Origin of the sequence: Methylobacterium sp., from assembly GCF_019750675.1 — a bacterium.
In the GTDB taxonomy this organism is placed as follows: Bacteria; Pseudomonadota; Alphaproteobacteria; order Rhizobiales; family Beijerinckiaceae; genus Methylobacterium.
Map to the genome: position 1 here is coordinate 1 of NZ_JAIEOF010000365.1, position 22939 is coordinate 22939.

22 protein-coding genes are annotated in these 22939 nt (G+C 71.2%); 11 read left to right on the plus strand and 11 right to left on the minus strand.

The window, feature by feature from the left end:
• From K2X24_RS18760 to K2X24_RS18775, 4 genes are all read left to right on the plus strand, one after another.
• A partial coding sequence (locus K2X24_RS18760) for a GNAT family N-acetyltransferase (protein ID WP_292499965.1) occupies positions 1–765 on the plus strand: 765 nt, incomplete at its 5' end.
• Positions 766–770: 5 nt separating this feature from the next.
• Positions 771–1772 carry an NAD(P)H-dependent glycerol-3-phosphate dehydrogenase gene (locus tag K2X24_RS18765; RefSeq protein WP_292499967.1) on the plus strand — a complete coding sequence of 334 codons (1002 nt, stop codon included), beginning with the start codon at positions 771–773 and terminating at the stop codon, positions 1770–1772.
• Complete coding sequence (locus K2X24_RS18770) at positions 1769–2233, plus strand: opioid growth factor receptor-related protein (protein WP_292499968.1); 465 nt, start codon at positions 1769–1771, stop codon at positions 2231–2233. Before K2X24_RS18765 ends, K2X24_RS18770 begins: the two co-directional genes overlap by 4 nt.
• 50 nt (positions 2234–2283) lie before the next feature.
• The gene (locus K2X24_RS18775; protein WP_292499969.1) at positions 2284–2700 is read left to right on the plus strand and encodes an EVE domain-containing protein; all 417 of its coding nucleotides are present in this window, start codon (positions 2284–2286) and stop codon (positions 2698–2700) included.
• Between the two features lie 4 nt (positions 2701–2704).
• Here K2X24_RS18775 and K2X24_RS18780 read toward each other — a convergent pair whose 3' ends face one another.
• Positions 2705–3379 (minus strand): response regulator transcription factor, encoded by a 675-nt coding sequence (locus K2X24_RS18780; protein ID WP_292499970.1) that lies wholly within the window; start codon positions 3377–3379, stop codon positions 2705–2707.
• Positions 3376–4848 carry an ATP-binding protein gene (locus K2X24_RS18785; protein WP_292499972.1) on the minus strand — a complete coding sequence of 491 codons (1473 nt, stop codon included), beginning with the start codon at positions 4846–4848 and terminating at the stop codon, positions 3376–3378. Before K2X24_RS18785 ends, K2X24_RS18780 begins: the two co-directional genes overlap by 4 nt.
• Before the next feature lie 137 nt (positions 4849–4985).
• Here K2X24_RS18785 and K2X24_RS18790 point away from each other — a divergent pair, with 137 nt between their 5' ends.
• Together K2X24_RS18790 and K2X24_RS18795 are read left to right on the plus strand one after the other, a co-directional pair.
• Positions 4986–5924 carry a hypothetical protein gene (locus tag K2X24_RS18790; RefSeq protein WP_292499974.1) on the plus strand — a complete coding sequence of 313 codons (939 nt, stop codon included), beginning with the start codon at positions 4986–4988 and terminating at the stop codon, positions 5922–5924.
• 216 nt (positions 5925–6140) lie between these two features.
• Positions 6141–7028 (plus strand): hypothetical protein, encoded by an 888-nt coding sequence (locus tag K2X24_RS18795; protein ID WP_292499976.1) that lies wholly within the window; start codon positions 6141–6143, stop codon positions 7026–7028.
• A gap of 54 nt (positions 7029–7082) precedes the next feature.
• On the opposite strand, the gene K2X24_RS18800 is transcribed toward K2X24_RS18795, so the two are convergent.
• Positions 7083–8798, minus strand: coding sequence for a DEAD/DEAH box helicase (locus tag K2X24_RS18800; protein ID WP_292499999.1), 1716 nt, complete (start codon positions 8796–8798; stop codon positions 7083–7085).
• Between the two features lie 365 nt (positions 8799–9163).
• Here K2X24_RS18800 and K2X24_RS18805 point away from each other — a divergent pair, with 365 nt between their 5' ends.
• Positions 9164–10252: an NAD(P)/FAD-dependent oxidoreductase gene (locus K2X24_RS18805; protein WP_292500001.1), complete on the plus strand. Its 1089-nt coding sequence runs from the start codon at positions 9164–9166 to the stop codon at positions 10250–10252.
• A 69-nt stretch (positions 10253–10321) separates the two neighbouring features.
• Here the strand turns inward: K2X24_RS18805 and K2X24_RS18810 are convergent, their stop codons facing one another.
• From K2X24_RS18810 to K2X24_RS18820, 3 genes are all read right to left on the minus strand, one after another.
• Positions 10322–11044 carry an FAD-binding oxidoreductase gene (locus tag K2X24_RS18810; protein WP_292499978.1) on the minus strand — a complete coding sequence of 241 codons (723 nt, stop codon included), beginning with the start codon at positions 11042–11044 and terminating at the stop codon, positions 10322–10324.
• Complete coding sequence (locus K2X24_RS18815; protein ID WP_292499979.1) at positions 11037–11642, minus strand: sulfite oxidase-like oxidoreductase; 606 nt, start codon at positions 11640–11642, stop codon at positions 11037–11039. Before K2X24_RS18815 ends, K2X24_RS18810 begins: the two co-directional genes overlap by 8 nt.
• A 72-nt stretch (positions 11643–11714) precedes the next feature.
• The gene (locus K2X24_RS18820) at positions 11715–11879 is read right to left on the minus strand and encodes a YqaE/Pmp3 family membrane protein (protein WP_238276442.1); all 165 of its coding nucleotides are present in this window, start codon (positions 11877–11879) and stop codon (positions 11715–11717) included.
• Positions 11880–11986: 107 nt separating this feature from the next.
• Here K2X24_RS18820 and K2X24_RS18825 point away from each other — a divergent pair, with 107 nt between their 5' ends.
• Positions 11987–12757: a hypothetical protein gene (locus K2X24_RS18825; RefSeq protein ID WP_292499982.1), complete on the plus strand. Its 771-nt coding sequence runs from the start codon at positions 11987–11989 to the stop codon at positions 12755–12757.
• 21 nt (positions 12758–12778) lie between these two features.
• Here K2X24_RS18825 and K2X24_RS18830 read toward each other — a convergent pair whose 3' ends face one another.
• The 5 genes from K2X24_RS18830 to K2X24_RS18850 form a co-directional block, all read right to left on the minus strand.
• Entirely contained in the window at positions 12779–14041 is a 1263-nt protein-coding gene (locus tag K2X24_RS18830) for a DUF4167 domain-containing protein (RefSeq protein WP_292499984.1), read from the minus strand.
• 469 nt (positions 14042–14510) lie between these two features.
• A complete protein-coding gene (gene prmC / locus K2X24_RS18835) occupies positions 14511–15377 on the minus strand; it encodes a peptide chain release factor N(5)-glutamine methyltransferase (RefSeq protein WP_292499986.1) in 867 nt (288 codons plus the stop codon).
• 29 nt (positions 15378–15406) lie between these two features.
• Complete coding sequence (prfA, locus tag K2X24_RS18840; RefSeq protein ID WP_292499988.1) at positions 15407–16492, minus strand: peptide chain release factor 1; 1086 nt, start codon at positions 16490–16492, stop codon at positions 15407–15409.
• Between the two features lie 100 nt (positions 16493–16592).
• The gene (gene ptsP, locus K2X24_RS18845; RefSeq protein ID WP_292499990.1) at positions 16593–18857 is read right to left on the minus strand and encodes a phosphoenolpyruvate--protein phosphotransferase; all 2265 of its coding nucleotides are present in this window, start codon (positions 18855–18857) and stop codon (positions 16593–16595) included.
• A gap of 67 nt (positions 18858–18924) precedes the next feature.
• The gene (locus K2X24_RS18850; RefSeq protein ID WP_292499992.1) at positions 18925–20160 is read right to left on the minus strand and encodes an aspartate kinase; all 1236 of its coding nucleotides are present in this window, start codon (positions 20158–20160) and stop codon (positions 18925–18927) included.
• A gap of 219 nt (positions 20161–20379) precedes the next feature.
• Here K2X24_RS18850 and ubiG point away from each other — a divergent pair, with 219 nt between their 5' ends.
• The 3 genes from ubiG (at position 20380) to K2X24_RS18865 (ending at position 22807) form a co-directional block, all read left to right on the plus strand.
• Positions 20380–21144 carry a bifunctional 2-polyprenyl-6-hydroxyphenol methylase/3-demethylubiquinol 3-O-methyltransferase UbiG gene (gene ubiG, locus K2X24_RS18855; RefSeq protein ID WP_292499994.1) on the plus strand — a complete coding sequence of 255 codons (765 nt, stop codon included), beginning with the start codon at positions 20380–20382 and terminating at the stop codon, positions 21142–21144.
• Positions 21145–21194: 50 nt separating this feature from the next.
• A complete protein-coding gene (locus K2X24_RS18860; protein WP_292499996.1) occupies positions 21195–21755 on the plus strand; it encodes a YbhB/YbcL family Raf kinase inhibitor-like protein in 561 nt (186 codons plus the stop codon).
• A gap of 77 nt (positions 21756–21832) precedes the next feature.
• On the plus strand, positions 21833–22807 hold the full coding sequence (locus tag K2X24_RS18865; RefSeq protein ID WP_292499998.1) for an NADPH:quinone oxidoreductase family protein: 975 nt from the start codon (positions 21833–21835) through the stop codon (positions 22805–22807).
• Positions 22808–22939: the final 132 nt, after the last annotated feature.

A 22939-nucleotide genomic window follows, 5' to 3' on the forward strand; every position in this document is an offset into this window, starting at 1 on the left:
GACAACACCTGTGGCGCGCCCTGGCGCGAAACCGTCGCGGCACCCGCCTGGGCGAACCTGTCGCCGGATCAGCTCGCATGCGCCATCGGCCTCGGCGAGGCGGTGCTCGCCGGGCAGGCCGACCTCGCAGCCCTGAACCGACGCTCGCTGGCTCTGCGTGGCAAGCTGCGGGCCCCCGCCCAGACCGCACTGCCGGAGCGTCTGGGCGACGGGGACCGCGTGCTGCGTCGCTGGCGGCCGGACGATGCCGATGGCCTCGCGGCCCTCAACGCCGATCCGGAGGTCATGCGCCATTTCCCGGCAATCCGGGACGCGGATGCGAACCGGGCCGAGGCGCGGGCCTGCGAGCGGCGCTTCGCGGTGGACGGCTTCGGCCCGTGGGCGGTCGAGGCGGCCGGGTTGGGCTTCGCCGGCCTGGTCGGCGGCGCGCGCCTGATGCGGGTCATGCCCTTCGCGGGCGGGGAGCGGCCCGGCGAATCCGTCGAGATCGTCTGGCGCCTCGCCCGCGCGGCCTGGGGTCGCGGCGTCGCCACGTGGGCGGCCGAGCGCGCCCTCGGCGACCTGTTCGGCCGCTGCGGCCTCACCGAGGTGATCGCCTTCACGGCCGAGGTCAACGCGCCCTCGCGCCGGGTGATGGAGCGCCTCGGCATGCGCGCCGCGGAGCGCTTTTCGCATCCTGCCCTGCCGCCGGGGCATCCCCTGCGGGCGCATCTCCTGTATCGTCTGTCGGCGGAATCCTTCGCAAGCGAGAGGTCTGGCGCGTGACCAGCATGAGCAGTCCGGCCACGCGAATCGGGGTCGTCGGCGGGGGCGCCTGGGGCACGGCGCTCGCCAACGCGGCGGCGGCGGCCGGGCACGACGTCGTCCTGTGGCTGCGCGACGGGGCGGCGGCCGAGCGCCTGGAGAGGACGCGGGAGAACGCGCGCTACCTCCCCGGCGTGCCGCTCCACCATCGCATCACCGCGACCGCAGAGGCCGGTGCGCTGACGGCGGCCGGCACCCTGCTGATGGTGGTCCCGGCCCAGACCCTGCGGGGCGTGCTCGGCGATCTCGCGCCCGCCTTCGCGCCGGGGGCGGCCATCGTGCTCTGCGCCAAGGGGATCGAGAGCGGCAGCGACGCCTTCATGAGCGACGTCGCCAGGGAGAGGCTGGGCCCTTCGGCGCCCGTGGCGGTGCTGTCCGGGCCGAGCTTCGCGGCCGATGTCGCCCGCAACCTGCCCACCGCGGTCACGCTGGCGGCGGCCGATGCGGGTCTCGCCGCTCGCCTCGCCACCACCCTCTCGGGTCCGGCCCTGCGGGTCTACCACACCGACGACGTGCGCGGCGTCGAGATCGGGGGGGCCGGAAAGAACGTGCTCGCCATCGCGTCGGGCATCGTGGCCGGGCGCGGCCTCGGCGAGAGCGCGCGCGCCGCCCTGATCGCCCGGGCCTTCGCCGAGCTCATGCGCTTCGCCCGCGCCTATGGCGGGCGGCCCGAGACCCTGATGGGGCTGTCGGGCCTCGGCGACCTGGTGCTGACCGCCTCGTCGCCGCAATCGCGCAACTTCGCCTTCGGTCAGCGCCTCGGGGCCGGGGCCTCGCCGGAGGAGGCCGCCGGCGGCAAGCTCGCGGAGGGGGCCTTCACGGCCGCCGCCCTGGTGGACCTCGCCCGGGCCCGGGGCGTCGAGATGCCGGTGGCGGAAGCGGTGGCCTCCATCGTGTCCGGCGGCGCCAGCGTCGATTCGGTCGTCGCCGCCCTGCTGGCGCGGCCCCTGAGGGGGGAGGCCGAATGAGCCAGTACCCGATCCAGGCTTTCCTCGCAGGCACCGGCCGCGACGGGGCCGGACGTGTCCTCAAGGACATCCTCGCGTATGACGACCCCCATATCGAGGGTGTGCACGACTTCATCCAGTGGTGCTTTCCCCTCCACGAGGCGAGCTTCGCGGTGCCGGGCGCGCCGGTCCTGTCCCGCGCCGAGGCCGAGGCGATCCGGTCCGATTCCGCCGCCCTCTCGGGCCTGCGCGCCGCGCTCGGGCGGATGACCCGCTTCTATGCCGAGACCGACGGCTGGCTGCGTGCCCACGACCACAACCATCTGCGCATCACCCGCATCCTCTCCGCCCTGTCCGACCTCCTCGGACCCGAGCCGGCCGCCGAGTTCCACGCCTTCGTCACGGCGCGCAACGCCAAGGCCGGCGGACCGGTCAACGCCACGAGCCTGCACTACTGGGATTCCGCGCTTCGCGGGGCCTGACGGCCACGCTTCTCCGGTGCTAGAGAGTGCGCGTTTTCCGGGAGACGCGCATGGCCCACTGGCTCTACAAATCCGAGCCTTCGACCTGGTCGTGGGACCAGCAGGTGGCGGCGGGGGCGGCAGGCACGCACTGGAACGGCGTGCGCAACCACGTCGCCAAGAAGCACCTTATGGCCATGGAGGTCGGCGAGCGGGGTTTCTTCTACCACTCGAACGAGGGCAAGGCGGTGGTCGGCATCGTCGAGGTGATCCGCCCCTACTACCCGGACGACAGCGACGAGACCGGCCGCTTCGGCATGGTGGACTTGGCTGCCGTCGAGGCGCTGCCCCTGCCCGTGACCCTGGAGGCGATCAAGGCCGAGCCGCGCCTGTCCGCGATGGTGCTCGCCAACAATTCGAGGCTCTCCGTGCAGCCGGTGACCGCGGACGAGTGGGCCATCGTCCGCGCGATGGGCGGACTCGGCTGACGCCTCAGCCCTGCCGTTGCGCCTGCGTCACCGCCACGTGGATCAGTTCGGCGAGCGTGCGCACCCCGAGCTTCTGGCGCATCAGCGAGCAGGCGTTCGTCACGGTCTTGTAGCTCACCGACAGGTCGCTCGCGATGGTGCCGTAGGACTTGCCCTGGGCCAGCCGCTGCAGGATCTGCAGCTCGCGCGGCGTCAACTGCGTCTCGGGGGTGCGCTTGGGGTCGGTGCGCAGCATCGCAACCTCGGTGGCGAGGCGCCGGTCGAGATAGGGCTGGCCGGCGCGGACGCGCTCGAAGGCCTCGAACAGCTCGCCGGAGGCGTGGTCCTTGAGCACGTAGCCGAGCGCCCCCGCCTCGAGGGCGCGCGACACGATCACCGGGTCGTTGTGCATGCTGAAGACGAGGATGCGCGCCGCCGGGTTCACGTCCCGCATGCGCCGGATCAGGTGCAGGCCCGCGAGGCCGCTGCCCTGGAAGGTGAGGTCGCAGATCACCGTTCCGGGGCGCAGGCGCAGGAACATGCGATAGCCCGCCACCACGCTGGTCGCCTCGGCGATGCGCTCGATGCCCGCGTCCTCCAGCACCCGGCGGCAGCCCTGGAGCACGATGGGATGGTCGTCGATGACGAGGGCGAGTGCCTCGGTCTTGAAAGCCTCGGTCTTCAGGGCGATCGCGTTCATGCGCGTGCGTTCGAGCTCGTGTCCGTGTCCGGCTCGCGGTCGAGCGGGATCATGATCCGGACAACCGCGCCGGGCTGCCCGTTGTCAAGCCCGAAGGTGCCCCCGAGCGCCTCCACCCGCTCGCGCATCCCCGACAGACCGAGGCCGAGGCCGTGATCCTCGGGCACGCCCGCCCCGTCGTCGCGGATCGTGATCCGGAGGGCGCGCCCACTTGCCGCGCCCGGCTCGGCCTCGTCCTGCGCCCGCACCGTGACGTTCGAGGCCCGGCCATGGCGCACGGCGTTGGTCATGCTCTCCTGGATGCAGCGGAACACGGTGAGGTCGGTCACGTCGCCGTAGCCGCGCGCGAGCCCGTCGAAGCTGCCGGCAAAGCGCGTACCCGCGTGCCGCCGCCTGAAATCGCGCAGCAGCAGTTCGAGGCAGTCGGCCAGCGGCACCTGGCCGAGGGCGTGCGGTCGCAGCCGGTTGAGAAGGTCGCGATTCTGGACCTGGACCTGGCCGACGATGCTGGCGATCTCCTGGGCGCGCTGCTTCAGGCGCTCGCGATCGGGCGGTGCCTCGGCCTCGGCCATGCGGATCACCGAAGCGGCATTGGCCTCCAGGGCGAACAGGCACGGACCGAACTCGTCGTGCAGCTCGAGGGCTGTGCGGCGGCGCTCGTCGTCCTGCGCGCTGAGGAGCTGCCGGTTGAGCCGACCGTTGGCGGCCCGCGTCTCGGCCAGGGCCTGGGCCACGCTGTTGAAGCGCTTGGCGATGATGGCGAGTTCCCGAGAGGCGGGCGGTTCGAGGCGGGCGGTGTAATCCTGCCGCTCCAGCTGGGTCAGGCCGTCGGCGAGGCGGGTGAGGGGGGCCAGGACCCGGCCGAAGGCGACGGTGAGCGCGATGAGCAGGCCGAGGCTGAGGCTGAAGCTCGTCAGCGAGAGCGAGACCGCGTAGCCCCAGACCTCGTCGATCTCGTCGCGCGGCTGGGTGGTGATGCGCGCGGTCCCGATCCGCGCGCCCCGGGCGACGATCGGCAGGTCGTGCTCGCGGATCGATGGCGCGATCAGGACGGCGAACCAGTCCGGCGAGACGTGCTGGTCGCGCCGCAGACGTCCGAAGCCGCTCGGGACGACCTTGCCCGAGGCGTCCAGCACCGTGACGCGGACGTGCCGGAGGTCGTGGATGCGCAGGTTCAGGGTCTGCAGGATGCCGGAGGGCGCCTCGTTCTGGGCCAGATCGATGGTGTCCGAGACCAGAAGCTCGACATTGGACATGGCCGCCTGCATCTCGACCTCGACGGCGGAGCGGGCGTTCAGCACGATGACCGCGCAGGACACCAGGGCGGCGAGGACGTCGATGGCGAGGACGAGGGCGATCATCCGCGCGCGGGTGGGCCAGGAGGACCAGTTCAGCCAGCTCGCCCATCCCGCGCGGGCAGGCTCCGGCGTGCGGCGCGCGGGCCCGCGCCAGGGGGGGCGGGCGGCCATGGGGGCTGGGTTCTGGGACATCGGACCGTGAGCGGAAGCGCCGGAATGGTCAGGGTGCGCGCCCTCGCTTCTAGCCGAAGCGACACGGGATGGCAGGGGGGCGCCGATTGCCCCGGGCACCTCGGGATGGCGACTCCATGAGGCCCGAGAACGCGGCGACGGAGGCTGTGGCGGCCCTCGTCGCGGACGGGCTCGCCGATCCCGAGGCGACCTGGAGCCTCGGCGGCTTCGGCGCCCTGGCCGAGTTCGGCCGTGGACATGCGGAGCCGGGCTCGCGGATCGTGGGCCCGCGACCGGGCCTGGTGACGGCGCGCGGCGCGATCATGCTCGATCCCCGCGCCGCCATCCCGGTCGCCTACGAAACCGCCTTCCACGGGGGCTGGAGCCATGCGGTCGCCCTCTGCCTTCCCGCCGCGCACGGCCCGCCAAACCACGGCGTGCTCACGGAAAGCGAGCCGGACGGCGATGCGGTCCGCCCCGAAAATCGTGGGGATCCCATGTTCGACCTCGGCCTTGGATCGCACCAGGGCCGATTCGTGCTGCGCACGTCCGACCCGGAGGCTTGCTCGGATCTGCGCCGCGCGGTCGGCCTTCACGCCTTCGATCCCGCCGCGCCCGTCCTCGATATGGTCACGCGCCGCGCCGTCGATGTCGTCGTGGTGACCCCACTCGGGCGCATCGAGGTTTTCGCGGGCGCCGAGCCCACGGTGCCGGGGCCACGCGCCTTCCTGGCGCCCCGCGTTCTCGCCCTCGGCCGGACCCACGCCGCGACGGCATCGATCCCTGACGGGTTGATGCCTGTCGCCATCCTCCACCCGGCCCATCCCTGCCGCGATGCCGACCGGCTCCCGCGGGCCTTCGACCACGCGCGGCACCGGCGCTTCCAGGCGCTCCACCGCCGCTGGGGCGACCCGGACCTCGTCGCCCTCAAGGCGCGTCTCGCGGCCGGTGGGGTTCTCGATGCGGGATCAGCGACGCGGCGGGAGCGAAACGTGGCGCGGGTGGTCCGGGTGCAGGCCGACGCGATGGCGACGATGCGCGGCGCGGGAAAGTCGATCGACGATACGTCTCGTTAAAGCTGTGGGGTTTATTCAGATTCGCGGCCCGTCAGGACCGCCGATGACCTGATGACGCCGCGATGACATCTTCATGCCCCAATGCGCGGCCTTTCTCATGACACGCCGAGCATCCGCCCCGGGATGGCCTCGCATAGCCCGGAACCGGACGGCGCGGCGTGATCGACCCGCAACGGTCAATCCAAACGGTTTCCAGCGTCCGAGATGTCTCAACCGATGATGCCCGTGACGATCGACCCCTCCGAGACCCGAAGCCCGGCCGTGCCGGCGTCGCGTCCTTCCCGCCCCCACCTGCGCGTCGTGCTCCTGTCGGGCCTCGGCGTGCTCGGCCTGGCAGGCTTTGCCGCCCTGTCCTCCTCGATGCTCGGCGGGCTGGCCGGGCCGCAATACACCCGTCCGACCCTCCAATCCGCCGCCACGGCGCAGAAGGCCTCCGAGTGGCCGGACCTGCGCGACGGCGTTCCGGCGCTGGCGCCCGCCAGGGTCGAGCCTGTGAAGGTCGTCGATCAGAAGTCCGATAAGGCCAAGGCCGATACCCCGGCGTCCGTCACCGGGACGGTACCGGCCGACGCGAAGATCACGGCGACGCCGCCTTCGATACAGGCCGCCGTGGCCCAGCCGGCAATCACGCCCGCCGCCGTCACGCCGGAGGCGCCCGCTTCCCAGAAGCGGATCGAGGCCGCGGCGACTCCGAAGCCCGCGCGCCTTCCGCCGATCGAGAATGCAGCGGTCCTGCCGCCGGCCCGGCCCGCCGACTTGGTGCCGGCTGCCCGAACCGCGACGCTGATCCCGCCGTCGCCCAACGAAACCACCCGCTCACGGGCCACCAGCGGAACCTTCACGGCCCTGACCAGCGAGCGCGAGGCGCCTGCAAAGCGCGTTGCCCCCACACCGGCGGCCCATGCCAAGCCGGCGGCCGTCAAGCCGGTTCCCGCGAAGGTCGCCGCCGCCGCCGCTCCGCCCGAGCCTCCGGCGGAGGCCGAGGCGGAGCACACGGAAGTGTTCGGGATGAAGGTGCCGTCCCTGGCGCCCGCCGGGCGCAAGATCGCGGAAGGGGTCGAGGCCCTCGGCAACGCCGTGAAGAACTTGCCCAACAGCTTCTGAACCGGGGCGCCGTCCGGCGCCCCGATCGACTGACGCGTTAGATTACCTGGCGCGTTACTTCGCCCGGCTGGCGCGGGGCCTCTTGGCGATCTCGCGCTCGTGGCGTGCGCCGCGCGGGCTCTTGAAGCCCTTCGGCCCCGCCTCTTCGCGCGCCGGCTCGCCGTCGAGCAGGGGCTCAACCTGGATTTCGGGCGAACCGTTCTTGGCGAAGGTCTGCGCGAAGCGCGAGGCCGCGCCGCCGCGCACCTCGAACTTGGTCTCGCGATCGAAGATGCGGATCGCGCCGATCTCCTGGCGGCCGATATTGCCGCGCCGGGTCAGCATCGGCAGCAGGCGGCGCGGATCGGCGTTGTCGCGCCGGCCGAGGTTGAGCCGGAACCATACGGCCGGGCCCTGAGCGTCGATCCGGTCCACATCGGCGGGGTCGTAGACCGGGCGCGTCTTGCGCTCGGGACCGGCACCCGGGTCGGTGACGTCCTCGGGCGACGGCAGGCGCGAGCGGTAGATCCGGGCGAGCGCGGCGGCGAGTTCCTGGGGCGTGCGCTGCGCCATCAGGGTCTCGGCCATGGCGATGTCTTCCTCGGCCGGCTCCTCGGTGAAGATCGGGTCCTGCCACATGCGCTCGCCGTCGAGGCGGCGGATCTCGTCGGCGGTGGGCGGACCGGCCCATTCGAACGAGACCTTGGCGATCATCAGCATCTGCTCGGCCCGGCGCCGCTTCGAGGCCGGAATGAGCAGGAGGCTGGTGCCCTTGCGACCGGCCCGGCCGGTGCGGCCGGAGCGATGCTGCAGCACCTCCGCGTCGTGCGGCAGGTCGGCGTGGATGACGAGGCTGACGGTCGGCAGATCGATGCCGCGGGCGGCGACGTCGGTGGCGACGCAGACTTTGGCCCGGCCGTCGCGCAACGCCTGTAGGGCGGCGTTGCGCTCGCCCTGGCCGAGCTCGCCCGACAGGGCCACGGCCGAGAACCCGCGCTCGGTCAGCACCGCCTGGAGGTGGCGCACGGCGTTGCGGGTGTTGCAGAAGATGATCGCGGTCGGCGCATCCATGAAGCGCAGGGTGTTGACCACCACGTGCTCCAACTCGCGCGGCACCACGCGGATGGCCTTGTAGGTGATGTCCGCGTGGCCGCGCTCCTGGCCCTTCACGGCGATGCGGAGCGCATCGTTCTGATAGCGCTCGGCCAGGGTCGCGATGGCCTTCGGCAGGGTCGCAGAGAACAGCAGGGTGCGGCGCTCCTTGGGAGTCACCGACAGGATGAACTCAAGGTCGTCGCGGAAGCCTAGGTCGAGCATCTCGTCGGCCTCGTCGAGGACGACGGCGCGCAAGTCCTGCGTCGCGAGGTTGCGCCGCTCCAGATGGTCGCGCAGGCGGCCCGGGGTGCCGACGACGATGTGGGCGCCGTCGTTGAGCTGCCGGCTCTCGCGCCGGGGGTCCATGCCGCCGACGCAGGAGATGACGCGGGCGCCGGTCTCCGCGTAGAGCCAGGACAGTTCGCGCTCGACCTGCAGCGCCAGTTCGCGCGTCGGGGCGATGACGAGGGCCAGCGGCGCGCCGGCGGGGCCGAAACGCTCGGCGCCGTCGAGGAGGGTCTCGGCGAAGGCGAGGCCGTAGGCCACGGTCTTGCCCGAGCCGGTCTGGGCCGAGACGAGGAGATCGCGCCCCTGCGCGGCCGCCTCGATGACGGCGCTCTGGACGGGCGTCGGGTCTTCATAGTCGCGCGCGGTCAGCGCTCGTGCGAGCGGGGCCGGCAGGGTCGGGAAGGGCACTGTGACGGAAGCCTTAGCGGGCATGCAGGCGAAGAACCCGCCGGGGAGGGATGCGCCCAGGGGCGCGATCCTCCGAACCGACGTGTTTCCGGCCTCGAACGGTTACGGATGGACGCCCTTGTAGCCGGAACTTCGACGCAGCGCCATGACCGCGCATGCATGCGCGACCCTCGCCCACCGGGCATGCCGAACCCGCGATGGCGGGCGCGGCGGGTCCGCCACCCGAGATGGCGTGGTTTCGCAAGGCAAAGCGAGGGTGTGGGCGTTGTCCACGGTCGGCATCGCGGGCACGCGGCCCGCGCTTGGTGCGGCCTATGATTCGGACAGTTGTCTTCCGCCTCGCCCTCGTGCTCATCTCTCCGGCGATGGATATCCTCGTCGTCGGTGCCGGAATCGTCGGACTCGCCACGGCCCGTGCGCTCGCGCGCCGGGGGCATTCGGTCATCGTCGCCGAATCCGAAGGCGCGATCGGAACGGGCGTCTCGGCCCGCAACTCCGAGGTGATCCATGCCGGGATGTACTATCCGGCCGGATCCGCGCGCGCGCGCCACTGCGTCGCCGGGGCTGCCCTGCTCTACGCCTTCTGCGAGAGCCACGGCGTGCCGCACCGGCGCTGCGGCAAGCTCATCGTCGCCACGAACGATTCGGAGCGTGAGGCGATCGCCGCGATCGCCGCGCGGGGCGAGGCCAACGGCGTTCCGGGCCTCGTCATGCTGGACGGATCCGAGGCGAGGGCGCTCGAGCCGAACCTCGCCTGCGTCGCCGCTCTCCATTCGCCCGCCACCGGCATCGTCGATAGCCACGCCCTGATGCTCGCCCTTCAGGGCGATCTCGAAGATGCCGGCGGGGCCGTCGCCTTCAACAGCCGGGTCGCGCATATCGCGCAGGCCCCAGATGGATGGCGCGTCGCGGTCAACGGTGAAGCCCTGCCGTTCGATGCCGTGGTCAACGCCGCCGGCCTCGGCGCGCAGGCGGTGGCCGGCACGGTTGAGGGCTACCCGGCCGCGCGCATCCCGCGCCAGGTCCTGGCCAAGGGCAGCTATTTCGGTTGCCTGGGACGCCCGGCCTTCGCGCGGCTGATCTATCCGGCGCCTGTGGAGGGCGGCCTCGGCATCCACCTCACCCTCGATCTCGCCGGGCGCATGCGCTTCGGGCCGGATGTCGAGTGGGTCGACACCCTGGACTATCAGGTCGATCCGGCCCGCGCCGATCGTTTCGCCAGCGCCATCCGTCGCTACTGGCCCGGCCTGCCGGAGGGCGTGCTGACCCCGGACTATGCGGGCATCCGTCCCAAGCTCACCGGCCCGGGCGAGCCGGCGGCCGATTTCCGCATCGACGGTCCGGCGGAGCACGGGCTCGGCCGCCTGATCCATCTCTTCGGCATCGAGAGCCCTGGGCTGACGTCGAGCCTGTCGCTCGCCGAGGAGGTCGCCGACCGCCTGATCGCCGTTTAGGCCTCGGGGAGGTCGAACGGACAGATCCCGTCGAGGCTGGCGACCTGAGAGGCACAAGTTGGGGGCCGATCAGCCGCCGAAGCGCTCGGTGTGGATGCGGGCGGGGTCCAGTCCGGCGTCGAGGAGCAGATCCGCCACCGCCCCGACGAACGGATTGCCGCCACAGAGATAAGCGTGGCGGGGCGGCCCGAGCCGTTCGAGCGCCTCGGCGATCATCGCCGCGTCGACCCGACGGCCGCCAGCGCGGGTGAGGTTGAGCATCAGCTGAAAATGCGGCTCGTCCCGGGCACGGACGGCCAGCTCCTCCGCTGCGATGACCTCGCTCGCCTCGCGCACCGAATAGAGGAGAAGGGCCGGGACGCCGGGCGCCGCCGCCGCGCGATGGCGCAGCATCGCCAGGAGCGGCACCACGCCCGAGCCACCGCCGGCCAGGAGCAGGGGGCCGCCATCCTCCGGTCGCCAAACGAAGGCGCCGCCGATCGGTCCACGCAGCTCGATCGTATCTCCGATCTCCGCCACCGCGTCGAAGAAGCCCGAGACCTCTCCGTCCGGCAGGCCCTCGATCATCAACTCGATGGTGCCGTCGCCGGCGGGCGCGGAGGCGATGGAGTAGCTGCGCTGAGCCTGATAGCCGTCCGGGGCGGTGAGCCGGACATCGACATGCTGACCGGCCAGCACCGGCCGGTCGAAACCGACCTGGAAGCGGTAGCTCTTCACCCGCCGGGTGATCGGCCGGATCGCCGTGAGGGTGGCGGTCCGCCAGGGGAGGGGCCTCGGGTCCGGATCAGTCACCGATGAAGCGCTGCTCGCGCCAGGGGTCGCCGTACATATGGTAGCCCCGCATTTCCCAGAACCCGCCCTCGTCGCGCTTCGTGAAGCGCAGGCCCTTCACCCACTTGGCGCTCTTCCAGAAATAGAGGTGTGGCACGAGGAGCCGGGCAGGGCCACCATGGTCGGTCGGGATCGGTTTGCCGTCGTAATGGGTCGCCACCATGCCCTTGCCGCCGGCGAGATCCGTCACCGGCACGTTGGTGGTGTAATCGTCGTAGCCCTCGGCGAGCAGGAAATCGGTCGGGGCTTCGATTCCCGCGTCAGCGAGCAACGCGTCGAAGCTCACGCCTTCCCAGGCGGTGTCGAACTTCGACCACTTCGTCACGCAGTGGATGTCCCCGCCCCAGCGCGTGCGAGGCAGCGCGTTGAACTCGTCCCAGGTCCAACTCTTCAGGGGGCGCGAACCCTCGCGCAGGGTGAACGACCAGGCCGCCAAGTCGATGCGGGGATTCGGGCCGATCTGCAGGACCGGGAAATCGTCGGTCAGGTACTGCCCCGGCGGAAGGCGTTCTCGCGTCGCCTCCGGCGGCTTGCGCCCGGTGAACCCGCGTGTGCTCATCGCAACCTCACGATCCCATCGCGCCGTGGGCCGGTTCGCGGCACCCCGGCGAGGCGGAAGGCTATCATCGTCTCAGCGCTCGCGCAGCACCAGCCAGAGGGCGTGGATGGTGCCCGGCAGGACGAAGAAGATGGTCAACAGGATGTTGAGCAGGAATTGCAGGCCGATGCCGTTGGTCATCAGGACCGCGACGGGGGGCAGGAAGATCGCGAGTAGGATACGGACGAGGTTCGACACGGTCGCTCCGGGAAGATTGCAGGCACGGGTTCGCCCTCGCAAGGGCCCAAGCGCAACGGCAGCCGCGTGCCACGGTTCCCGATCGGGCAATCTTTGAAGCGACATCCATGCTGATCGAACTGCTCCACCTGATGATCACGCCGGTGCCCCTGGCGCATCGTCGCCACCTGCGGGAGAGCGTGCTGCTGCTCTCGCGCTCGCGGCGCTGCCGCGCGGCCTGGGCGAGCCACCTCGAACAGGCGCGCGCCGCGGTCATCGCGTCCTGCGCCGGGCTGCAGCAGCGGCGGGTGGCGGTGGTGCTCGGGTCCGGCCTCCTGCAGGACGTGCCCCTCGCCCACCTCGCGCAGACCTTCGAGGCGGTCCACCTCGTGGATGCCGTGCATCTCTGGCCGGCCCGTCGGCAGGCACGGGCCTTCCCCAACGTGCGGCTGATCACGGCCGACCTCACGGGCGGGCGCAACGGGGGCGATCCCCTGCCGGCGCTCTGCGGCAATGACCGCGTGGATTTCGTGGTCTCGGCGAACGTCCTCTCGCAACTGCCGATCCTGCCCCTCGACCGGGCGGGACCGGTTCCGGCCGAACTCGGGGCCCGCATCGTCGGCGCCCATCTCGACGGATTGGCGCGCCTCGCCGCCCGGGTCTGCCTCATCACGGATGTGGAGCAACTGGAGGAGGACCGCGCGGGCCGGATCACCGACCGGCTCGATCTCCTGCACGGCGTCGATCCCGGCACGCCCGACCGCTGCTGGACCTGGGACCTCGCGCCCTACGGCGAGGCGGCGCGCCATCTGCGCCAGCGCCACCGCGTGATGGCCTTCCTCGACTGGTGCGGACCCCGGACACGAGAAAGCCGCCCCGAACCGGGACGGCTTTCCTGAAGTACCCGATCGAGCAGACGCCTACTCGGTGATGGGCGAGACATCGCCGGAGGTTTCGTTCCCCTCCGGCGCTTCCGAGCCCTCGAAGCGGGCGCGACGGCGCCGACGGGGCTTCGGCGCCAGGGGGGCCTCGTCCGAGTCGGGGCTCGATGCGGACTGCGACGGCACCGGCTCGGACGCGGGTTCGACCGCGGGCACCGGGCGCGGCGGCGTCATCAGGAAGGCCGGCAGGGCGGCGACATCCTCCGCGCCGCGCGGCTCCTGCTCGTCGCGACGGCGGCTGCGACGGGGCGGAGCCTCGTTCGTGCGGACCGGACGCGGCTGCTCCTGCCGAGGAAGCTCTTGCCGAGGAAGCTCTTGCCGCGGAAGTTCCTGACGGCCTGCGTCCAGGGCGTTCTGATCGAGCCGGCTCGGCTCGTTTCCGCCGTTGTCGGCCCGACCGTTCCCGTAGCGCGGGGTCTCACCCCGAGCAGCACCGGAGCGCCCGAACTCCTGCCGGGGCTGGTCCTGTCGCGGCTGGTCCTGTCGTGGCTGGTCTTGCCGGGAATAGTCCTGGCGCGGGAACTCCGCGCGCGGCTGCTCCTGACGACTGAAATCCGCCCTATTGGCATCCTGGCGACCGGAATCTTGGCGACTGGAGTCCTGGCGATTGCCATCCTGGCGACCGTAATCCCCCCGCGGGGCATCGTTGCGGGCGAAATCCTGCCGGTTGCCGTCCTGGCGGTTCCCGTCTTGCCGGTTCGAATCCGGGCGATATCCGTCGCGCTGGTTTTCGAAGCGCTGCTGGCGATCGTTCCGGTTGGCGAAGCGGTCGCGGCGGTTCTGGCGGTTGCCGTCCTGGGCCCCATCGGATCGCGTCTCGGGGCGGGCCTCGCCACGCGTGTCCTGCCGTGGCTCGTAGGGCTGCGGCTGGGCCGCCGGTGCGGTTTCGGCGTACTCGTCGTTGTAGCCGTTCGCGCCGTAGCTGGAGGCGGCATAGCCCTGGGGCGCGCCGGCGCCGTCATCGTCGCCGTCGTCGTCGGCATCGTCGAAGCCACGGGCATAGCCGCCGACCTGCTGGCGGGCCTGCTCTTGTGCTCCGGAGATGATCCGAAAATAATGCTCGCCGTGCTGAAAGTAATTCTCAGCCGCAACCGGGTCGCCACTGGCCTGCGCATCACGCGCAAGCTGGGCGTACTTGTCGGCGATATGCTGAGCGGTGCCGCGAATCTTGACGTCCGGCCCGTTGGATTCGTAGGAACGCGTGAGCGGATTGGGACCCTTGGGGCGGTTACGACCGCGCATCCGTCTATTCTGGTTTGGTCTCATCGGTCTCGATTGACCCTCGTTCGTCTCGGAGCGTCTGATGATGCGGCGGTTCCAGGCGATGGCGACGACACCTTGGCTATGGCTCGTCGGTGGCGCCGCGTGATCCGGGTCCGGTTTATCCGTGATCGGTTTCGCCGTGCTTGCCGTCTGTCCCTCGGCCGAAGCGCTCTGAGCGTTCAGGCGTCCTTCGGGTCTCAGGCTCGAAGTTGACCAAGCTTCTACGCCTCGTCCTGCGCGCGCCAGCCTGATCGTGGGGAGACCGTCTAAGAGCGTTGCGGAACGAAGCCGCTACCCACCTTACCGCGATCCATCTTAATGGACCGTTCGCGATCTGCACGGGAGACTAGCGGTTGATGCGCGAGGCAACAAGCTCTTTTTGCGCCGCATACCGAATCCTAGATAGGTTTCGCGCTTCCAGCTCACAAGTCCCGGTCTCCAAACCGGTTCAGTCCGGACGGAAACACACGACGCGGGCATGGCCCGCGAGGTCACGCGTGACCCGCCCCGGCCCGAACCCGGCCTCCAGCCCCAGCCGCTGGACGGGGTCAGCCTGATCGTAGCCGATCTCGAACGCCAGGGTGCCGCCCGGTGCGAGGCGGGCCGGTCCCAGGGTCAGACTGCGTAGGATGTGGCGATACGCATCGAGTCCGTCGGTCCCGCCGTCGAGGGCGGCGAGGGGATCGTGGCACCTGACCTCCACGGCGAGGCCCGGGATCGCCGGGCTTGCGATGTAGGGCGGGTTCGAGACGACGAGATCGAAGGCCCCGTGCAGGCCGGCCGTCCAGTCGGCCTGGACGAAAGCCGCCCGCCGGCCGACGCCGTTCCGGTCCGCGTTGGTCCGGGCCTGCACCAGGGCCGCGTGCGCGCGGTCGAGCCCGATCCCGAAGGCGTTCGGCAATTCGCTGAGCAGTGCCACGAGGATGCAGCCCGACCCCGTGCCGAGGTCGAGGACGCGCAAGGGGCGGCGGCGGTCGGCCTGGGCGGCGAGGGCCACCTCCACCAGGGTCTCGGTGTCGGCGCGGGGCACCAGCGTTTCCGCGCAGAGCCCGAAGGGCAGGCCCCAGAACTCCCAGGCGCCGACGATGCGCGCCACGGGCTCGCCGGAAACCCGCCGCGCCAGGCCCGCTTCGAGGCGGCTCGCGTCGGGCGAGCCCAGCGGCCGCTCACCGTGCAGGATGAGTTCGGTCGTGCTGAGCCCGAGCAGGTCGAGGACGAGGAAGCGGGCATCGTTGCCGAGGATGCCGTGCGCCGCCAACGCCTCCGTCATCTGCTTGAGGGCTGCGCTGCGGGTGAGTGTCGGATCGAAGCGCATCGTCGGTATGCCGGACGCGATCCGCGCCGTCAGGCCATGCCCTCGGCCGCCAGCAATTCCGCCTGATGTTCGGTGACGAGGGCGTCGACGAGTTCGTCGAGCGCCTCACCGGCCAGGACCTCTTCCAGCTTGTAGAGGGTCAGGTTGATGCGGTGGTCGGTGACGCGGGCCTGGGGGAAGTTGTAGGTGCGGATTCGCTCGGAGCGGTCGCCCGAGCCGACCTGCGACTTGCGGTCGGCGGCCCGGGCCGCGTCCTTGGCGGTGCGCTCGGCGTCGTAGAGCTTGGAGCGCAGCAGCGACATCGCCCGGGCGCGATTCTTGTGCTGCGAGCGCTCCTCCTGGACGAAGATGACGATGCCGCTCGGCATGTGGGTGATGCGAATCGCCGATTCGGTCTTGTTGACGTGCTGACCGCCCGCGCCCTGCGAACGCATGGTGTCGATCTTCAGGTCGGCGTCGTTGATCACGATGTCGACCTCCTCGGCCTCCGGCAGCACCGCCACGGTGGCGGCGGAGGTGTGGATGCGCCCCTGGGTCTCGGTGTCGGGCACGCGCTGCACCCGGTGGGCGCCGCTCTCGAACTTCAGGCGGGCGAACACGCCCTTGCCCTTCACCTCGGCGATGACTTCGCGATAACCGCCGACGGTGCCCTCGCTCTCGGAGATCACCTCGACCTTCCAGCCCTTGGCGTCGGCATACTTGCCGTACATGCGGAAGAGATCGCCGGCGAAGAGGGCGGCCTCGTCGCCGCCGGTGCCGGCACGGATTTCGAGGATGGCGCTCTTCTCGTCCGCCGAGTCCTTCGGCAGCAGGATGAGCTGGAGCGCGCGGTGGGCGGTCTCCAGCCCGGCCTCGGCCTCCGGCTTCTCGTCGGCGGCCAGCGCCCGCATCTCGGAATCGCTGCCCGGTTCGTCGATCAGCGCCTCGATGTCGGCGAGGTTCCGCGCCGCGGCGCGATAGGCGTGGATCGCAGCGACGACGCCCTCCAATTCCGACAATTCGCGCGACAATTGCACGAACGTGTCGGAATCGGCCGATCCGGCGCTCAGCGTGGCGGTGACGATGTCGTGGCGCGTCAGGATCGCGTCGAGACGGTCGGGAGGAATTGGGGTCATCGCCCTTCGGAAACTCTCATGGGGACAAGGGCTCGTCGGGCCGGAGGCCTCGTTCGACGACGGGGCCGCGGCACGACCCGTTCAGATAGGCACGCTGGACCTAAATTGGCACACCGTGCGCCTTCGCGAAGGCGGCCAGCGCGGGACGGAGGGAGGCCCCGTCCCCCGCACGGGCGAGTTCGGTGTCGATCAGCGCCGCCACCGCCTTGGCGTCGAGGCCCAGCACCATGGCCTTCACGGGGCCGATGGCGGCGGGCGACATCGAGAGGTGGCGGAAGCCGAGGCCGATCAGCGCCATGGCCTCCAGCGGACGCCCGCCGATCTCGCCGCAGACGGTGGCCGGGCAGCCGGCCGCGGCCGCCCGATCGGCGATGACGCGGAAGGCCCGCAGGGCCGGGACGCTCAGGGTGTCGAAGCGGTCGGCGACGCGGCGGTTCTCGCGGTCCACCGCGAACAGGAACTGCATGAGGTCGTTGGAGCCCACCGACAGGAAGTCGGCGGCCTTCGCGATCTCGTCGATCTGGAACAGGAGGGAGGGCACCTCCACCATCACACCGAGCTTGCAGTCGCTGGGCAGGGCATGGCCGTGCCGGCGCAGGTGCGCCTTCTCGCGCTCGACGATGGCCTTGGCGCGGGTGAACTCGTCCACCGTCGCCACCATCGGGAACATGATCTTGAGGGGGCGCCCGCCGGCCGCCTTCAGGAGCGCGCGCAGCTGCACCCTGAGGAGGGCGGGCCGGTCGAGGCCGATGCGGATCGCGCGCCAGCCGAGCGCCGGATTCTCCTCCTCGAGGGCCGGCATGTAGGGCAGGATCTTGTCGCCGCCGATGTCGAGGGTGCGGATCGTGACGGGCAGGTCGCCGGTGGCGGCGAACACCGCCTCGTAGAGCGTCTGCTGCTCGGCGGCCGAGGGCATGCGCTGGGCCACCATGAACTGCAGCTCGGTGCGGAACAGGCCGATGCCGTCCGCCCCGGTCTCGTGCAGGTGGCTCAGGTCGATGAGGAGGCCGGCATTCAGCTGGAGGCCGATCTTGGTCCCGTCGAGGGTGACGGCCGGCACGTCGCGAAGCGCCCGGTACTGCTCCTGCCGGCGGGCGCGCAGGCGCACCATCTCGGCATAGGCCGCCTCGATCTCGGGGCCGGGCCGCACCTGAATCTCGCCCGTGGCGCCGTCGACGATGATCGCGTCGCCGGCATCACAGAGCGCGGTGGCGTTGGCGATCTCGCCCACCGCCGGGATGCCGAGGGCGCGGGCCACGATGGCGATGTGGCTCGTCGGCCCGCCTTCCTCCAGCACGACGCCGCGCAGAGCGGTTCGATCGTAATCGAGGAGGGCGGCCGGACCCATGGAGCGCGCCACCAGGATCGCGTTCTCGGGCAGGACGCGCTGCGCGCCGTTGCCCTCCGCGCCGATCAGGGTCCGCAGCAGGCGGTTGGCGAGATCGTCGAGGTCGTGCAGGCGGTCCCGGAGATAGGGGTCGCTCTGGCGCATCATCCGGGCGCGGTTGTCCGACTGGACGCGCTCGACTGCGGCCTCGGCGGTGAGGCCCGAATGCACGGCCTCGCGCATCCGGCGCAGCCAGCCCTTGTCGTGCGCGAACATGCGCACGGTCTCGAGCACCTCGCGGGATTCCCCCGTGCCGATGCTGTCGCCGCGTTCGACGAGATCGTCGATGGCCGAGCGGACCTCGCCGATGGCCTGCTCCAGACGCTCGACCTCGCGGTCCACGTTCTCGGCGATGAGTTGCTTGATGACGATGCGCGGCTCGTGCAGCACCACGTGCCCGAGACCGATGCCGTCGGCCAGCGCCACGCCGCGCTGGCTCACCGCCCGGCGGGCGGCCGAGCCGGCACCGGGCGCGAGCGCCTGCAACTCGCCCGACGCGATCATCTCCGAGAGCACCATGGCGGTGGTCTGGAGCGCCTCGATCTCCTCCTCGGAATAGACCCGGTAGGTCTTGTTCTGGACGACGAGGACGCCGAGGGTGTTGCCCGCGCGCAGGAGCGGCACGCCCAGGAAGGCGTGATAGGCTTCCTCGCCGGTCTCCGGGCGGTAGGAGAAGGCCGGGTGCGACTGGGCGTCGGAGAGCGAGAGCGGCTCGGCGGTCTTGGCGATGAGGCCGACGAGGCCCTCGTCCGCCCGCAGGCGGGTCAGGTGGACGGCCTCGCGGTTCAGTCCCTCGGTTGCAAACAGTTCGAGGATGTTGTCATCGCTGAGCACGTAGACGGAGCACACCTCCGCGATCACGTTGGCGGCGATCAGCGTGACGATGCGGTCGAGACGCGCCTGTGGGCTGACCGGCTCCGCCATCGCTTCGCGGAGGCGGCGCAGAAGCAGGCGCGGGCCTCCGGGCGCAGCGGGCATGGTCTCCTCGATCCGGCTTCGGCCTCGGATCCGGTTGGCGCGCCTGGCGTTCGCGCGCTCCGGGACGTCAGGCCTGGTCGAGGCCGTATAGCGAGTGGAGCGTGCGAACGGCAAGCTCCGTGTAGGCGGCATCGATCAACACGGAGAACTTGATCTCCGAGGTCGTGATCGCGCGGATGTTGATCCCCTTCTGCGCCAGGGCGCGAAAAGCCTTGGCGGCGACGCCGGCGTGGCTGCGCATGCCGACGCCGATGGCCGAGACCTTCACCACGTCGGTGGCGCCCTCGATCTGGCCGAACTCGATCGCGCCGCTCTGCGCGTCGAGGATCTTGCGGGCGCGCTCGTAGTCGGCCGACGGGACCGTGAAGGTCATGTCGGTGGTCGACTGGTCGCCCGACACGGTCTGGATGATCATGTCGACGTTGATGTTGGCGTCCGCCAGCGGCCCGAAGATGGCGGCGGCGATGCCGGGGCTGTCCTTCACGCGGCGAAGCGTGATCTGCGCCTCGTCCCGGGAGAAGGCGATCCCGGTGATGATCTGCTGTTCCACGATGTCGTCCTCGTCGCAGATGAGGGTGCCGGGCCGGGCATTGTCCGGCGGATCGAAGGAGGAGCGTACCGTGGTCGGCACGCGGTGGACCATGGCGAGCTCGACGGATCGGACCTGCAGGACCTTGGCGCCGAGCGACGCCATCTCCAGCATTTCCTCGAACGTCACGCGCTCCATGCGCTTGGCCTTCTGGACCACGCGGGGATCGGTTGTGTAGACGCCGTCGACGTCGGTGTAGATGTCGCAGCGCTCGGCGCCGATGGCGGCCGCGATGGCCACCGCGCTGGTGTCGGAGCCGCCGCGGCCCAGGGTGGTGACCCGGCCGGTGTCCTGGTGCATGCCCTGGAAGCCGGCGATGACCGCGACCTCGCCGCGCTGGAATCCGGCATCGAGGCGGGCGCCGTCGATGCCCTCGATGCGGGCGGAGCCGTGGGCGTCCGAGGTCAGGATCGGGATCTGCCAGCCCTGCCAGGAGCGGGCCTTGATGCCGTTCTTCTGGAGTGCGATCGCCAGCAGGCCGGCGGTGACGAGTTCGCCCGAGGCGACCACGGCGTCGTACTCGGCCTCGTCGTAGATCGGGTTCGCGTCCTTGACCCAGGCGACCAGCTCGTTGGTCTTGCCGGACATGGCCGAGACCACGACGGCCACGTCGTAGCCGGCCGCGACCTCGCGCGCCACGTGGGCGGCCACGTTGCGGATGCGCTCGACATTCGCGACGGACGTACCGCCGAACTTCATCACCAGACGGGGCATGTTCTCACCAGACGGAGCCTGTCGCGTCCGCGACACGTCGCGTTCGCCAGGGATTCGGCGTGACCAGGGACTCGACGGGCCGCGAGACGGATTTCCTTGACCCGCATGCCCGGCCGCGTCGCTTGGCTGCTGTACCGGACAGGGCTTCGGCGGGTACAAGGGCCGCCCGGGCGTGTCAACAATGGTGCGCGCCCACCCCGCACGAGACATGCCGAGACGATGACCGGACCCACAGGTGCCTCCATCGACCGCGACGAGGTCGCCCGCTTCGAGGCCATCGCGGCGACGTGGTGGGACGAGGCCGGGCCGATGCGGGTGCTGCACCGCTTCAACCCCGTCCGCCTCGCCTATATCCGCGACACGGCCTGCCGGCATTTCGGGCGCGATCCGCACGCCCCCTTCGCCCTGGACGGCCTCGCCGTCGTGGATATCGGGTGCGGCGGCGGCGTGCTGTCCGAGCCGCTGGCCCGCCTCGGCGCGCGGGTGACCGGGCTCGACCCGGCGCCCACGAACATCAAGGTCGCGCAGGCCCACGCCGATGCGGAGGGCGTGCCGGTGGATTACCGCGCCCGCACCATCGAGGACGTGGTGGCCGGGGGCGAGCGCTTCGACATCGTGCTCGCGATGGAGGTCGTGGAGCACGTCGTCGACATGCCGGCCTTCGTGGCGCAGGCGGCTCGGGCGGTGAAGCCCGGCGGCCTTCTGTTCGCCGCCACCCTCAACCGGACCCTGCGCTCATTCGCGCTGGCGATCGTGGGAGCCGAGTACGTCCTCGGCTGGCTGCCCAAGGGCACCCACGACTGGGACAAGTTCGTGCGCCCCGACGAACTCGCCCGCGCGGTGAATGCCGGCGGCCTGACCGTCACCGACACGACCGGCGTGGTGCTCAACCCCCTGGACGGGTCCTGGCGGGCGAGCCGGGATACGGCGGTGAACTACATGATCACGGCGCAGCGCCCCGCCGGCGCCGGGCACCCGGCCTGAACCTTCCGGGGCATGGGCGGTTGGTCGGCATAGCTCGTGGGAGACCGACCTTGCTCGAAAAGATTCCGCACGCCGTGGGCGCCGCCCTGTCCGGCCTGAAGGCCGGGCTCGACAAGACCGCCTATCGGACCGCCTTCGCCGAGGTGCCCGAAGGCATCGCGCTCACCAGCCTCGCCTTCGCGGATGGCACGCCGATGCCGGCGCGCTTCACGGCCGATGGACCGGGCGCATCGCCGCCGCTGGCCTGGACCGGCCTGCCGCCCGGCACGACGCGGGTCGTCCTCCTCTGCGAGGATGCCGGCAGCCCGACGCCCAGCCCCCTCGTCCACCTGATCGCCTGGAACCTCGATCCCGTTGCGCCGCTGGCGGAGGGCGCGGCGAGCCAGCCGGAATCGGCCCTCGACCTCGGCCAGAACAGCTTCCTCAAGCCAGGCTGGCTGCCGCCCGACCCGCCCACCGGACACGGGCCGCACGTCTACCTGTTCCAGGCCTATGCCCTCGACCGCGCCCTGGACCTGCCCGAGCATCCCGGCCGGGGGGCGCTGCTGGAGGCGATGGCGGGACGTGTCCTCGCCAAGGGCAGCCTCGCCGGAACCTACGAACGCCCTTGACCCGATGATCCGGCGCTTGCGCGGGCGCTCGCGCCGGTGCAAGCGCCCGGGAACGAAGTTCAGGCGGAGGTTTGGGCATGAAGGCGCTGCTGTGCACCCGGCTCGGGGGACCGGAGGATCTGGAGCTTGCGGATCTGCCCGATCCGGTGGCGGGGCCGGGCGAAGCGCTGGTTCGCATCACGCTCGCGGCGCTCAATTTCTTCGACACCCTGATCATCGCCGGGCGCTACCAGGTGAAGCCCGACCTGCCGTTCTCGCCCGGCGGCGAGGCCTGCGGCGTGATCGAGGCCCTGGGCGACGGGACCGAGGGCTTTTCGGTCGGCGACCGCGTCATCGTCCACCAGAAATTCGGCACCTGCCGCGAGCGGATCGCGGTCGCCACCCGGCATCTCACGCCCGTGCCGGCGGGCGTCTCGGACGAGCAGGCGGCCGGGCTGACCATCACCTACGGTACCTCGCTCCACGCCCTGCGCGACCGGGCCCGGCTGCAGCCCGGTGAGACCCTGGCGGTTCTCGGCGCCTCCGGCGGGGTCGGCCTCGCGGCGGTGGAACTCGGGGCGATCATGGGGGCCCGCGTCATCGCCTGCGCGTCCTCCCCAGAAAAGTTGGCGACCGCGCAGGCCCACGGCGCCACGCGCACGGTGGACTACGCCGCGGACAACCTGCGCGAGGCCCTGCGCACGCTCACCGACGGGCAGGGCGTCGACGTGATCTACGACCCGATCGGCGGCGAGTACGCCGAGTCGGCCCTGCGGTCCCTCGGCTGGAAGGGCCGCTATCTCGTCATCGGCTTCGCGGCCGGCGACATTCCGCGCATCCCGCTCAACCTGGCGCTACTCAAGGGGATCGACATCCAGGGCGTGCACTGGGGTGTCTTCGTGGATCGCGAGCCCGAGGCGCACCGGGCCAACCAGGAGCAGCTGCTCGCCTGGGTGGCCGAGGGGCGACTTACCGCGAAGGTGCACGGCGTGTACCCGCTCGCCGACTACGCGGCGGCGCTCGGCATCCTCAAGCGGCGCGAGGCCGTCGGGAAGGTCCTGCTGCGGCTGTGAACGCCGACCCGCGCGGGATGGACCCCGCGCGAACCCAGGGGGCCGCCGACCCGGAGCGTTCGCGGCGACGGCGTCAGAGCAGACCCTGCGCCTTGGCGAGGGCGACGAGATCGTGCTGCGGCCGGGCGCCGA